The organism is Paucibacter sp. TC2R-5 (assembly GCF_025717605.1).
GTDB classification, from domain to species: Bacteria; Pseudomonadota; Gammaproteobacteria; order Burkholderiales; family Burkholderiaceae_C; genus Paucibacter_A; species Paucibacter_A albus.
This window is the reverse complement of record NZ_JAJIRQ010000001.1, coordinates 415716-428325: the sequence shown is the minus strand read 5'-3', so window position 1 is coordinate 428325 and position 12610 is coordinate 415716. Positions and strand designations below refer to the sequence as shown.

Below are 12610 nucleotides of genomic sequence, written 5' to 3'. Positions count from 1 at the left end.
AAAGGATTCAAAGCCGACTTGTACAAGGACTCTGGCGCCGATTCTCGACCTTATTCGGGTCGCATGGCAAACAGGCCGCCGTTTCGAGTGGCAATCAAGATGGTGTTGCCCGACACCACCGGCGCCGCAATCACCGCCGAGCCGTCGGTTGCCAGGCGCAACTGCGTCTTGCCGGTGGCGGCGGAGATGAAGTGCACCTGGCCCTCGAAGTCACCCACGATCACCGTCGCGCCCAAAATCAGCGGCGTACTCAGTCGACGATTGAGGAATTGTTCGGCCGTCCAGAGGACGTCACCGTTGCTGATATTCCAAGCACTGAGACGATCGGAGGCATCCCCGCCCACGACTTGTTTGGCATCGGCGCCCACACCCAAGGTACCGCCGACATTGCGACTCCACATCAAGCTGCCCCGCTCGGCATTGACACAGCCCACGGCCGACTGAAAAGCGCGAGCGCACAGTGTTTCGCCGCTACGGGCCAGAGGCCCTACCAAATCGGCCAAACGCTCAACTTCATTGGTGCCGCGTGGGTTGGCCACGCTGGCCTCCCAGCGGATCGTGCCGCGCAGCGGATCAACGCCGGCCATGCGGGTGCCTTGCCCGACGATCAAGGTGTCCTTGAAGGCGGCTATCACACCCGGCTGCGCCAAGGTCAGGGGCTCGCCGGGACGCCTCAGAATCCAAATTTTGTCGCCATTTTTTACGTCGTAAGCATGGACTTGTCTGTCCACGGTCAGCACAAACACCCGTTCGCCGGCGACTAAAGGCGCCGCCACGACCGGCGTCGGCAATGTCTTGCGCCAGAGCACTTGGCCCGCGTCCAAGGCCACCACCTCATTGCCGGTGGTGACAACCGCCGCAAAGCGGCCATCGCTACCCACGCCAGCAGCAAGCTTTTGGCCTACATTGGCACTCCACAAGGCGCGGCCATCACTGGCCTGCAGCGCTTGCACCGTACCGTCGCTGCCTGCCACCACAAACTGATCGCCCACCGAAGTCAGCGCGAGCGGGAATTTGACGGAATCAAGCCGCGCAGTCCAGACCACGCGCCCGGCTATCGCCGGCGTGATCTGCTCCAACTCGGCAGGCTTTATCGCTGTGGACGAGCTGAACACGGAGCAGCCAGCCAGCGCGCCAAAGGCCAAGGCCGCGGCGGCAAGGTTTTTCAAACTCATTTGGCCGCTCCAGAAGCAGGCATATCCGCCGAGGCCACGCCCAGCGTCGCCAGCTTGGCTTCGAGCAAACGGCGATAGTCTTGCTTGCTATTCATCGCTGCATAGGCCTTTTGATATTCAGCACGCGCCAGCTCAGGCTTGGCTTGCAGCACAAACATATCGCCGCGGCGGTCGGCTTGCAAGGCGGTGAATTCGGGCAGCTTGATCGCATCCAGCGTCTTGGCGGCTTCCGCGAACTGCTTGGCTTCCATTTGCAAGCCGGCCAGGCGCAGGCGCGCGAGTTCACGGTACTCGTCGTCGGCCGCGTTATCTGCCGCCCAAGCCAAGCTGGCGCGCGCCGCCTCGGCCTGACCCTTGTCGTATTGCAACTTGGCCGCTTGCATCGCAGCCTGCGCCGTGTAGGTCGTTTTCGGGTAGCGCTCTTTCAAATCGCCAAAGACACGCCCCGCCTTGTCGGCGTCACCAGCCTGCACGGCACGGTCCAGCTCTTCATACATGGCCGCAGCCTTGACGGCCTGGTCACGCTGCCACCAGGTCCAGCCATTCCAGGCCGCGAAACCGGCCAGCACCAGGGTGATGACCCAGGTGATCAGGTTGCCATATTGCTTCCAAAAAGCCTTCAGCTGATCCAGCTGTTCTTGTTCTTCGAGATCGAGATGCGTCGCCATGGATGAAAGGTGCTCGGAATTTATTGGAATTGAAATGGGCGAAATTAGCCCGCGATTATGCGTTGAGCAGCTCAGCGGCCCAATCAGCGGCACAAGAAATACTGCGCATCACCTGCTCACCGCCTTCGCGGCGCAGTGGCTTCACTGCGACCATGCCTTGCGCCAACTCGTCTTCGCCGAAGATCAGCGCGTAGGTGGCGCCGCTCGCATCGGCCTTCTTGAACTGCGACTTCATGCTGCTCTGCCCCGGATGGAGTTGCACCGATACACCCGCGCCGCGCAGCACCTCCAGCGCCACCATCACCTGTGGCAGACCTTGGCTTGAAGGCACGATGGCATAGGCGTGCAGGGTCGGCACCTCAGCCACGACACCCACCTCCTCCAGCAGCAAAAGCATGCGCTCAAGGCCCATGCCGAAGCCCACCGCCGGCGCGGCCTTACCGCCCAGCTGCTCGATCAAGCCGTCGTAACGCCCACCGCCACAGACCGTGCCTTGCGAGCCGAGCTTGTCGGTCACCCATTCGAACACGGTCAGGTTGTAATAGTCGAGGCCACGCACCAAGCGCGGATTGATGCGATAGGCAATGCCGGCTGCGTCAAGAATCGCCCGCACACCATTGAAATGCGCCAGCGAAGCTTCGCCCAGGAAGTCCAACAACTTCGGTGCCGCGTTGGCCATTTCTTGCAGGGCAGGATTCTTGGTATCCAGCACGCGCAGCGGGTTGCTGTACATGCGCCGCTGACCTTCTTCATCCAATAAATCTTTGTGCCGCTCCAAGTGAGCAATCAGCGCTGCACGGTGGGCACTGCGCTCGGCGGCCTCACCCAGACAGTTCAGCTCCAGGCTGAAATGTTCGCCATCCACCAGGCCCAGCTCGCGCAAGAGCCGGCTGCCCATCAGAATCACTTCGGCATCAACATCGGGCCCGGCAAAGCCCAGCGCCTCGACACCCATCTGATGAAATTGGCGGTAGCGGCCTTTTTGTGGCCGCTCGTGGCGGAACATGGCGCCAAAGTAATAGAGCCGTTTGCCACCATCCCGCAAGAAGGAATGCTCGGTCATGGCGCGCACCACACCAGCCGTCATCTCTGGGCGCAGCGCCAACTGGTCGCCGTTCATGCGGTCCTCGAAGGCATACATCTCCTTCTCGACGATATCCGTGACCTCACCGATGCCGCGCACAAACAAGGCGGTCGGTTCGACGATGGGCGTGCGCACATTCTGGTAGCCATAGCGCTGCAGCACGCTGCGCATCTTCTCCTCCAGCCATTCCCAGCGCGCCGACTCGGGCGGCAAGATGTCGTTCATGCCCTTCACAGCACGCAAGGGCTCGACCTTAGCAGTCATTTTCTTATCGTCAACAGCAGTCATTCGTTTATCCAGCTCTGGCACTTGCTTATGTCAGTCGTTTTAGGCAACCGTTTCGGCAGCACACGCACCACCAAAGCGCTTCTCAATATAGTTTTCAACCAGCACCTGGAATTCATCGGCAATGCCGGCGCCGCGCAGGGTCAAGGCCTTCTCGCCGTCGATGAAGACCGGTGCGGCCGGCGCCTCGCCGGTGCCCGGCAGGCTGATGCCGATGTCGGCATGTTTGCTCTCGCCGGGGCCGTTGACGATGCAGCCCATCACGGCCACCTTCATGTTTTCAACACCCGGATACTTGGCACGCCAGATCGGCATCTGCGCACGCAGGAAGTCATCGATCTGCTTGGCCAACTCCTGGAAGGTGGTGCTGGTCGTGCGCCCGCAACCCGGGCAGGCGGTCACGCTGGGATTGAACGCCCGCAGGCCCAGGGACTGCAAAATCTCCAGGCCCACGACCACTTCTTGGGTGCGCGCTTCACCGGGCTGCGGCGTTAGCGAGACGCGGATGGTGTCGCCAATGCCCTCTTGCAGCAGGATGGACAAGGCAGTCGCCGAGGCCACCGTACCCTTGGTGCCCATGCCGGCTTCGGTCAGACCCAGATGCAGCGCGTAGTCGCAGCGCTTGGCCAAGGCCCGGTAAACCGAGATCAAATCCTGCACGCCGCTGACCTTGCAGCTGATGACGATGTTGTCGGGGTTCAGCCCCAATTCGCGTGCGTAAGCCGCTGAGCTGAGCGCCGACTGGATCAGCGCCTGATACATCACCTGTTGTGCATCCCAGGGCTCCGCGCGGGCGGCGTTCTCGTCCATCATCTGCACCAGCAATTCGGAGTCGAGGCTGCCCCAGTTGACACCGATCCGCACGACCTTGTCATAACGAGCGGCCGCTTCGATCATTTGGCCGAATTGGCGGTCGCGCTTGTCGCCCTTGCCGACATTGCCGGGATTGATGCGGTACTTGGACAGCGCCTGCGCCATGGCGGGGAAGTCGGTCAACAAGCGGTGGCCATTGAAATGGAAGTCGCCAACCAAGGGCACATCAATGCCCATGCGGTCAAGCTGCTCGCGGATATGCGGCACGGCCTCGGCGGCCTCAGGCGTGTTGACGGTGATGCGCACCATCTCGGAGCCGGCAATCGCCAACTCCTTGACCTGAATTGCGGTGCCGATCACATCGACGGTGTCGGTATTGGTCATCGACTGAATGCGCACCGGCGCATCGCCGCCCACCGTGACGACGCGGCTACCCCAGACCACTCGCGCTTGGCGCGAGCGGCGTGGAGCTGGCCGAGCGGCCGCGATGGCCTCTTCCAAAGAGCTGCTGGTGTCAATCAATGTTGCGCTCATAGTCTTCACTCAATCAATCAATTCAATTCCAAGCGGGCAACATTGTTCTGTGCCTGCCCGGCAAGATCAACTTTGCTGCCGCGCAAATGCAGCTCGGTGCCCGCCACATTGCCAACCTTGACTTTCAGCGGCGGCAAACCGGCCAGCGCCTGATCCTCGCCAACACGCAAGGTCTTGGACAGCAAGACCTGACCCCGTGCATCGACCACCTCAACCCAAGACTCCGCCGTGATCTTGATGCTCAAGGGCACTGCACCCTCCGGCGCCGCTTGGGGCTGCACCGCGGCAGCGGCCTTGAGCGGCGCGGCGGCCACGGGAATCACCGGGGAAGACGCAGCAGAAGCAGCAAGAGGCGCACTAGCCACGACGCCTGGCACGGTTGCCAGCAGTGGCGACGAGGCGACCGGCTCAATCAATGTGGGCTCCACGACAGCGGGATTGGCTGGAGGGACAGTCGCCACCTCGGGCACTTTGCCCTCGTTCTGCCCCAGCCGTTCAACCCAACCTGCTGGCATCAAATAGACCCCCGCAGCTGCCGCCAACAAAACCACAGCACCCAGCACCAGGGGGCGCTGAAACACGGTCAGCGACAAGCCCTCGGAGCGGCCATCATGCTCGCGATAGGGCTGATTCAAGCCGCGCGACACCATCAATTCGGGCTCATTGCCTTTAGGCAACAAGGCCAGCACCGCTTGGGCGTCGACCTTCAAGACCCGGCACATGGCCTTGGCCAGAGCGCGTGCGAAGGTCGCGTCCGGCAAGTCCTTCCAGCGGTCGGCCTCCAGCGCCTCCAACTTCGCTTGCGGCACCTTCAACATTGCGGCCATGGCGCCTATGTGCAAACCTTGCTTGCTGCGCAAGTCGCGCAACATAGCGCCCGCACTCGCCGCCGGCAAAGGCTGAGCCAGCAGAGGCTCCGCCCCGCTCACGTCTGAAGACATGCCTTCCCCCTCATTCATCAAATCGCCCATCGTCCAAGGCCAGCCGCTCCGGTGAGTCCGGATATTTGTTTCGCAGGGCTTGGCTCAATTCATCCACTGATTTTGTATTGCCCAGTCTGCGCTCGATGCGCAGGGCCAACCAAAGGCTTTGCGCATTGCTGTATTCAGGCTGAGCATTGACGCGCTTGATATAGAACTGAGCCCGCACATATTGCCTGTTACGGAACAGCACTTCTGCAAAGTTAACCGCGACCGCAGGGCTGGCCGGGTCATATTCAAAGGCCTTGGCCAAGCTGCGCTCGGCCTCGCTCATGCGGCCAGAGCGGGCTTCGCAAACGCCCTTGGCCATCAACGTGCGCGACGGCGCGCGGTAACTGGTCTGGGCCAGGGCTGCGTCAAACTGCACATCGGCCTCGGCCCATCTTTGCTCTTGGCAGAGCAGCCAGCCGTAGTTGTGCAAGGTATCCGGGTCACGCGGATAGAGCTGCAGGGCACGCTTGAAGCTGTCTTCCGCCAATTTGGTTTCACCCATGGCGGCATAGATCAAGCCACGCAGATTGACCGCTTCACGCAAGTCGGGTTTGAGGCTCAGCGCCAGCTTGACGTCATCCAATGCAGTGTTGTACTGGCCTCGGCCAAAATAGGCGGCGGCCATCTCCATGCGCACGCTGGCGCGGCGATCCGCATCGGTCTGATCCGAGGCGGTGCGCGGTTCTTCTGCCTTGGGCTCTCCCGGAGTGCCGCAGCCACTCAAGCTCAAGGCCATTAGCCCCGTCATCCCCGCCAGCAGGCATGCGCTCAGCACTCGGCCGATACCGCGGCGAAAAGCCGGCGAGAGGATTTCCATACGATTGATGCGATTCATTCGACTCAAACTCGTGGTTGGCATTCAGGAAAGATCCGCGCCTTTTACCATCATTGGCGCCCTCACCATGCGCACCTGAACCTGGGTGCGGTCCTGCACCTCGCCAGCCAACTGACCGCATGCGGCATCGATGTCATCACCGCGTGTCTTGCGCACGGTAGTGACCAGCCCGGACTGGATCAAGATTTCGGCAAATGCCATCACCCGTTCGCGCGAACTGCGCTTGAGCCCCGAGGCCGGGAAAGGGTTGAAGGGGATCAGATTGATCTTGCAAGACACATGACCGCGCAACAATTCGACCAGCGCGTGCGCCTGCTCGGGCGTGTCATTGACGCCGTCCAACATGCAGTACTCGAAGGTGATGAAGTCGCGCGGTGCCTTGTCCAGATACCGATTGCAGGCCTCCAGCAGCTCAGCAATCGGGTATTTCTTGTTCAGCGGCACCAACTGATCGCGCAGCGGGTCGGTCGGCGCATGCAGGGACACGGCCAAGGCCACCGGGCAGTCATCGCGCAGGCGGTCAATCATCGGCACCACGCCGGAGGTCGATACCGTCACGCGCCGGCGCGACAGGCCGTAGCCATGGTCGTCCAGCATCATGCGCAGGGCCGGCACCAGGGCGTTGTAGTTCTGCAGCGGCTCGCCCATGCCCATCATGACCACGTTGGAGATGATGCGCTCGCTCTTGCCCAAGCGCTTGCGCAGGCTGTGCTCGGCATACCAGAGCTGAGCAATGATCTCGCCGGTATCCAGATTGCGGCTGAAGCCCTGATGTCCGGTCGAGCAAAAACGGCAGCCGACGGCGCAACCCGCCTGGCTGGAAATGCATAGCGTGCCGCGGTCGGTTTCGGGGATGAACACCGCCTCGACCGCATCGCCTGCGCCAACGTCAAACAGCCATTTGACCGTGCCGTCGGCAGAAAGATGTTCGGAAATCACCGGCAACGCCGTGATGTGCGCCCGGGAAGCCAATTTGTCGCGCAGCGACTTGGCCAGGTCAGACATCTGATCAAAATCAGACGCGCCTTTTTGATGAATCCAACGAAACAACTGAGTGGCGCGAAAGCGCTTTTCACCCAGCTGCTCGCAGTACTCGGTCAAGCCTGCCAGATCGAGTCCAAGTAGGTTGACCGGGTTCATTTCATTCTCCTCTACACAAATTCACGATCCCATCAAGTAGAGCCCGTGGAGCTGGCTTCGCCAGTCCACTGGGCTCGCCCCCATCTAGTAAAGATGCGGGGGGCGCGCGAAGCGCGTAGGGGGTGGTTCTAATTAACGGCTGTAAACGTTCATGCCGGGGAAGAAGAACGCGATCTCGGCGGCGGCTGTTTCAGCGGCGTCGGAACCGTGCACGGCATTGGCGTCGATGCTATCGGCGAAGTCGGCGCGGATCGTGCCCTTCTCAGCCTTCTTAGGATCGGTAGCTCCCATCAGGTCACGGTGCTTCAGGATCGCGTTCTCGCCTTCCAGAGCCTGGATGATCACGGGACCGGAGATCATGAAGTTCACCAGGTCGTTGAAGAATGGACGTGCCTTGTGCACACCATAGAACGCTTCGGCTTCGCCGCGCGACAGGTGGGCCATGCGGGCCGCAACGATCTTCAGGCCAGCGCCTTCGAAGCGTGCATAGATTTGGCCGATCACATTCTTAGCGACTGCGTCGGGCTTGATGATGGAAAGAGTACGTTCGATAGCCATGGGTATTCTCCTGAAATCTTAGGGCTTGGCAAAACCAAGAATTGTACTGTGTGATGGTGTCAGCCAGGGTGTCAGGCAGCTCAGGGCAGAGCCACCTGACCACCGAACTCAACGGTTGCGACCGCCGTAGCCGCCACCCGATCGGCCGCCGCCACCGCTATTGCCGCCTTGGCCGCCGCGACCACCGCCGCCGCCACGGCCGCTGCGGCGCACAAAAGCATCGGCGCCGATATAGCCGACCGAAGTTTGCAGCGGATCAGGCTGACGTGGGCCGTCACTGCGATTGCCATCACCTCGGCCACCGCCTTGTCGCCCACCACGATCGGGGGCGCTGCCGCCAGCACCAAAGCCGGAAGGAATACCGCGACCCTTGCCGGCAAAGCGGCGATCGAAGGTCTGCTCCAGCGGATTGATATTGCGCGGAATGGCTTCTTCAAAGTCGTCGTCACCACGGTCGGGGCCGCGCTCATTGCTGCGCTCCGACGGCCGTTCGCTGAAACGCTCGGCCGGCCTGTCGTAGCCACCGCCGTCGCGGCCACGGCCACCGCGATCACCACGGTCATTGCCCGGCCCGCGCTCGGGCTGCTCTGCGACCCGACTTGGGCGCGGACCGACACCGGCATGGCGCCCATCGGCGCGACGGCCGCGCGTATTCGCATTGCCGCGCTCGGCGTTGCGGTCACCGCCGCGCTCACCACCACGATCAGGGCCGCGCTCGGCGCGTTGTTCATTGGCACGCTCGCCGCCGCGAGGAGTGTTGCGCTCACCGCGCTCGCCCCGCCCACCACGATCGCCACGATCGCCTCGGTCACCACGCTCCTCGCGACCACCTCGCGCCTGATCGCCGCCAGCCAGACGACGAATCACCTGCACATCGTCCTCGCCCAGCTCAATCCAAACGCAACGCTTCAGGCCACGCGGCAGCACCACCGTGCCATAGCGAATCCGGATCAAACGGCTCACCGTCAGGCCCATAGAATCAAACAGCTTGCGCACTTCGCGGTTGCGGCCTTCGGTGATGACGACACGGTACCAACGGTTGATACCTTCGCCGCCGCCGTCTTCGATGCTCTTGAAGGCCGCCTTCTGGCCCTCAATGATCACACCCTCCAGCAAACGCGCACGCTGCTCATTGTTCAAGGTGCCCAGGACGCGAACCGCGTATTCGCGCTCAACGCCAAAACGTGGGTGCATCAACTGATTCGCCAACTCGCCGGAGTTGGTGAACAAGAGCAGGCCTTCCGTATTCATGTCCAGCCGGCCGACAGCCTGCCATTTGCCCTGCTGCAAACGCGGCAGATGACGGAACACGGTCGGGCGACCTTCGGGGTCATTGAAGGTGACAACCTCCCCAGCCGGCTTGTGATAGGCCAGGATGCGCGGCGGCGGCGGTGAAATACGGATGCGGATCGCCTTGCCCGCCACCCGCACATTGTCACCAAAAGAGATGCGCTGGCCGATATGGGCCACTTCGCCATTCACCTCGATCTTGCCATCGGCAATCATGTCTTCGATGTCGCGGCGCGAGCCGATGCCGGCCTGTGCCAAGACCTTTTGCAGCTTGGGCGCGTCGGCCTCGGCAGCCAAGACGCGCTTGCTTTCGACTTCCTCTTCTTCCTGAACTTCTGGCAGCTCATCGACCTCGTCGTCGGCTTCGCCAAACTCACCGGCCAGGACCTGCGCGAAACGCTCGCCCACCGCTGCCAGCACCTCGGGCGCCGGCTCGGCCTGCACCGCTTCGGCTCTTGGCGCACGCGGCTCGAAACCCTCTGCACCGTCCTTGCGGCCGCGCCGACGATTGCGGTTGCGCCCACCGCGCTCTCCGCCTTCACCCTGCTCAACGCCCTCGCTGGCTGCTTCGCTCGCACCGGATTCGGCGGCGCTGCTGCTTGTAATGATGGGCGCTGCTTCCGGCGCCAGGGTAAACAGCGGCTTGGGCTCCGGCACTACCGACTCTGCCACTGCAGCCTCCACCGGAGCGGCCTTGCTGACTGTCTTGCGGGGTGCGCGACGCTTGGGCGCTTCTTCATCGGCAACTTGCGGCGCTACGACCGCCGTCGGCAGATCAACTGGCACAGCGACAGCCACTTCAACCGCCACCTCAGCATCCGCCTTCTTGGCAGCCGTCTTGCGGGCCGCACGCGGCTTGCTCACTGCGGCCGCCTCGGCGGCAGCGGGCTCAGCAGTCGGGGCCGTAGCCGCTTCGACAGCCTGCACCGCTTCTGCCTTGGGTTTGGCCGGGCTGCGCTTGCGCTTAGGTGCAGCAACTTCGCCTGCCTCACTGGAGGCGGCGCCGAGGGCTTCGGGCTGGGCTTTGGGGTCGATATCGTTTGAATTCATGCGTCGGTATGCACCTGATCGGCGGCGTCAGACTGTGGATCCGGCTGGGCCGGAACGGATGCGCCTGTATCGCTGACGATAGGCGCGGTGGGGAAACTGGGTGGAAACTGCGGGCCCGCTGCGGGCTCCACTACATCGGTGGCCGGCTTTTCTAGAAGCTCAGCCAACTCGATCACTTCATTCATTTCATTTACTTCATTGATCAACTGACCTTGAATACCGGCCGCGTCGGCCAAGGCCTCAGCCGGCGCCACGCCAAAGTCCAAGGTCGGCAATTGCTCCAGGCTATTGAGACCCAGATCGTCGAGGAACTGACGCGTGGTGGCGTACAGCGCCGGTCGTCCGGGCGCCTCGCGATAACCAATCACATCAATCCAGCCACGATCTTCCAACTGTTTGACAATCTGCGTCGAGACCACCACGCCTCGAATGTCTTCAATATCGCCCCGGGTCACCGGCTGCCGGTAAGCAATGATGGCCAGAGTCTCCATCACCGCCCTGGAGTAACGCTGCGGCTTTTCGGGATGCAGGCGATCCAAGTATTCACGCAACTCGGGCCGACTCTGAAATCGCCAACCCGAAGCCACCGCCACCAACTCGACGCCGCGCCCTTCCCAGTCCTGCGTCAACTCGTCCAAGACGCTGCGCAAGGTATCCGGGCCGACGGCGTCGGCAAACAAGCTGCGCATTTCGCGCAGAGTCAACGGTTGCTGAGCACAAATCAGCGCGGTCTCGAGGACGCGCTTAGCATCCTGTGTATTCATTGACTTTCGTCATTTGTCCCGATTCATGCGGGGAATTTTTCTAAGTCCAGCCCTCTGGCGCTGAGCTTGCCTGCAAACGAACTGGCTTGCGGCCTATGGCTCACCCGAAACTTGAAAGGCGGAGGAATTGCGGTTGGCTCGAAAACTCAAACCATCAAGCAAAGTACACGCAAAGACAGAGGAGAGCAAACTGCGCCGCTGGAGCTGAAACGCTCTTGCGCGGCATTGCCCCACTTCCTGCCGCACCGATTGTAACGCCCTCAGGACGTCGAACTTGGCCATTCGGGTTCTGCAAGCCCGAGTAAAGCCCATGCAGATGCCAAATCTTGTGGCAAAGATGCATCAAATTGCAAGGCTTCACCGCTGACAGGGTGGGTAAACCCGAGCCTGGCTGCGTGCAAAGCCTGCCTTGTCATGCCCAAAGCCGGCACGCCACCGTACAAGGCATCCGCCACCAGCGGATAACCCTTGTAGGCCAAGTGCACGCGAATCTGATGCGTGCGCCCGCTGTGCAGCACGCAATGAACCGCAGTGATGCTGCGCACCCCCTCCTCGCCCACGCCCAAGGCATAGACGTCGGTGCGCGAGGGTTTGCCGGTGGCCAGCACCGCCATCTTGACGCGTGAGATCAGGTCGCGGCGAATCGGCGCATTGATTTCCATTTGCTCGGGCACTCGGCCAAACACCAGCGCCAAATATTCCCGGTGCACCTCACGCGCAGCGATCATTCTTGTCAAGGCCGTCACCGCTTCGCGACTCTTGCCCACCATCATCAAGCCGGTTGTGTCTTTGTCCAAACGGTGCACGATGCCGGCGCGCGGCAAGGCAGCTGCAGCGGGGTGATGGGCCAACAAGCCATTCATGACCGTGCCGGACCAATTGCCGGAGGCCGGATGGACCACCATGCCAGCGGCCTTGTTGAGCACCAGCACATGCTCGTCCTCATAGACGATGTCCAAGGGCAGCACTTCCGCCTTGAAGGCGCGGCTCTCGGCCGTCGGCTGCAACTCGATGCGCACGTTTTGGCCGGCGTGCAGCTTGCGCGAAGCGCTGCTGGCCGCCAAACCGTTGATCTTGACGCAGCCCACATCAATCAAGCTTTGCAGGTGATTGCGTGAAAACTCGGGAGCGATTTGCACCAGAAAACGATCCAGTCTTTGGTTGTGCCAAGTGGCATCAACTTGCGCCTCGCGCGCTTCGACCTCATCCGCAATGCCGGTTTGTTCGGCATCCCATTCGTCCTCGCCGGCCGTCAGGGCGGTGGGCTCACTTGCAGGCAGGGCCTGAACCATATAATCAAAGCTCCGTCTTCAGAGTAAGGGCTGGTGATCTGCACCGCCCTGTAGGGATCATGATAGAAAATTGCGTGGAAAGCCACCCGTCACAGCTGTCAAAGCTGGCACAGTTGCAAGGGTCGGCTGCCTCAGCCTCGACCCCGGGTTC

At 61.8% G+C, this 12610-nt stretch carries 11 protein-coding genes; all 11 read right to left on the bottom strand.

What is annotated here, in order from left to right; translation table 11 throughout:
• Nucleotides 1–50 precede the first annotated feature (50 nt).
• Nucleotides 51–1175, bottom strand: a complete 1125-nt coding sequence (gene bamB / locus LNV08_RS01745) for an outer membrane protein assembly factor BamB (protein ID WP_263531928.1) — start codon at nt 1173–1175, stop codon at nt 51–53.
• A complete protein-coding gene (locus tag LNV08_RS01740) occupies nt 1172–1843 on the bottom strand; it encodes a YfgM family protein (protein ID WP_263531927.1) in 672 nt (223 codons plus the stop codon). Before LNV08_RS01740 ends, bamB begins: the two co-directional genes overlap by 4 nt.
• A gap of 55 nt (nt 1844–1898) precedes the next feature.
• Entirely contained in the window at nt 1899–3191 is a 1293-nt protein-coding gene (gene hisS / locus LNV08_RS01735) for a histidine--tRNA ligase (RefSeq protein WP_263531926.1), read from the bottom strand.
• Nucleotides 3192–3254: 63 nt separating this feature from the next.
• Nucleotides 3255–4559 (bottom strand): flavodoxin-dependent (E)-4-hydroxy-3-methylbut-2-enyl-diphosphate synthase, encoded by a 1305-nt coding sequence (gene ispG, locus LNV08_RS01730; RefSeq protein ID WP_263531925.1) that lies wholly within the window; start codon nt 4557–4559, stop codon nt 3255–3257.
• 17 nt (nt 4560–4576) lie between these two features.
• On the bottom strand, nt 4577–5500 hold the full coding sequence (locus LNV08_RS01725; RefSeq protein WP_263531924.1) for a helix-turn-helix domain-containing protein: 924 nt from the start codon (nt 5498–5500) through the stop codon (nt 4577–4579).
• A 10-nt stretch (nt 5501–5510) separates the two neighbouring features.
• Entirely contained in the window at nt 5511–6365 is an 855-nt protein-coding gene (gene pilW, locus LNV08_RS01720) for a type IV pilus biogenesis/stability protein PilW (protein WP_263531923.1), read from the bottom strand.
• 24 nt (nt 6366–6389) lie between these two features.
• Nucleotides 6390–7505 carry a 23S rRNA (adenine(2503)-C(2))-methyltransferase RlmN gene (rlmN, locus tag LNV08_RS01715; protein WP_263531922.1) on the bottom strand — a complete coding sequence of 372 codons (1116 nt, stop codon included), beginning with the start codon at nt 7503–7505 and terminating at the stop codon, nt 6390–6392.
• Nucleotides 7506–7637: 132 nt separating this feature from the next.
• Complete coding sequence (ndk, locus tag LNV08_RS01710) at nt 7638–8063, bottom strand: nucleoside-diphosphate kinase (RefSeq protein ID WP_263531921.1); 426 nt, start codon at nt 8061–8063, stop codon at nt 7638–7640.
• 108 nt (nt 8064–8171) lie between these two features.
• Complete coding sequence (locus LNV08_RS01705; protein ID WP_263531920.1) at nt 8172–10403, bottom strand: pseudouridine synthase; 2232 nt, start codon at nt 10401–10403, stop codon at nt 8172–8174.
• Complete coding sequence (scpB, locus tag LNV08_RS01700) at nt 10400–11167, bottom strand: SMC-Scp complex subunit ScpB (protein WP_263531919.1); 768 nt, start codon at nt 11165–11167, stop codon at nt 10400–10402. The genes LNV08_RS01705 and scpB overlap by 4 nt, the downstream gene beginning before the upstream one ends.
• A 260-nt stretch (nt 11168–11427) precedes the next feature.
• The gene (locus LNV08_RS01695; protein ID WP_263531918.1) at nt 11428–12459 is read right to left on the bottom strand and encodes an RluA family pseudouridine synthase; all 1032 of its coding nucleotides are present in this window, start codon (nt 12457–12459) and stop codon (nt 11428–11430) included.
• Nucleotides 12460–12610: the final 151 nt, after the last annotated feature.

Coding starts and splice junctions, on each gene's coding strand:
- scpB (WP_263531919.1), bottom strand. CDS start 11,167: ATGAATACACAGGATGCTAAGCGCGTCCTCGAGACCGCGCTGATTTGT.
- pilW (WP_263531923.1), bottom strand. CDS start 6,365: ATGAATCGCATCAATCGTATGGAAATCCTCTCGCCGGCTTTTCGCCGC.
- LNV08_RS01725 (WP_263531924.1), bottom strand. CDS start 5,500: ATGTCTTCAGACGTGAGCGGGGCGGAGCCTCTGCTGGCTCAGCCTTTG.
- bamB (WP_263531928.1), bottom strand. CDS start 1,175: ATGAGTTTGAAAAACCTTGCCGCCGCGGCCTTGGCCTTTGGCGCGCTG.
- hisS (WP_263531926.1), bottom strand. CDS start 3,191: ATGACTGCTAAGGTCGAGCCCTTGCGTGCTGTGAAGGGCATGAACGAC.
- ndk (WP_263531921.1), bottom strand. CDS start 8,063: ATGGCTATCGAACGTACTCTTTCCATCATCAAGCCCGACGCAGTCGCT.
- ispG (WP_263531925.1), bottom strand. CDS start 4,559: ATGAGCGCAACATTGATTGACACCAGCAGCTCTTTGGAAGAGGCCATC.
- LNV08_RS01705 (WP_263531920.1), bottom strand. CDS start 10,403: ATGAATTCAAACGATATCGACCCCAAAGCCCAGCCCGAAGCCCTCGGC.
- LNV08_RS01695 (WP_263531918.1), bottom strand. CDS start 12,459: ATGGTTCAGGCCCTGCCTGCAAGTGAGCCCACCGCCCTGACGGCCGGC.
- rlmN (WP_263531922.1), bottom strand. CDS start 7,505: ATGAACCCGGTCAACCTACTTGGACTCGATCTGGCAGGCTTGACCGAG.
- LNV08_RS01740 (WP_263531927.1), bottom strand. CDS start 1,843: ATGGCGACGCATCTCGATCTCGAAGAACAAGAACAGCTGGATCAGCTG.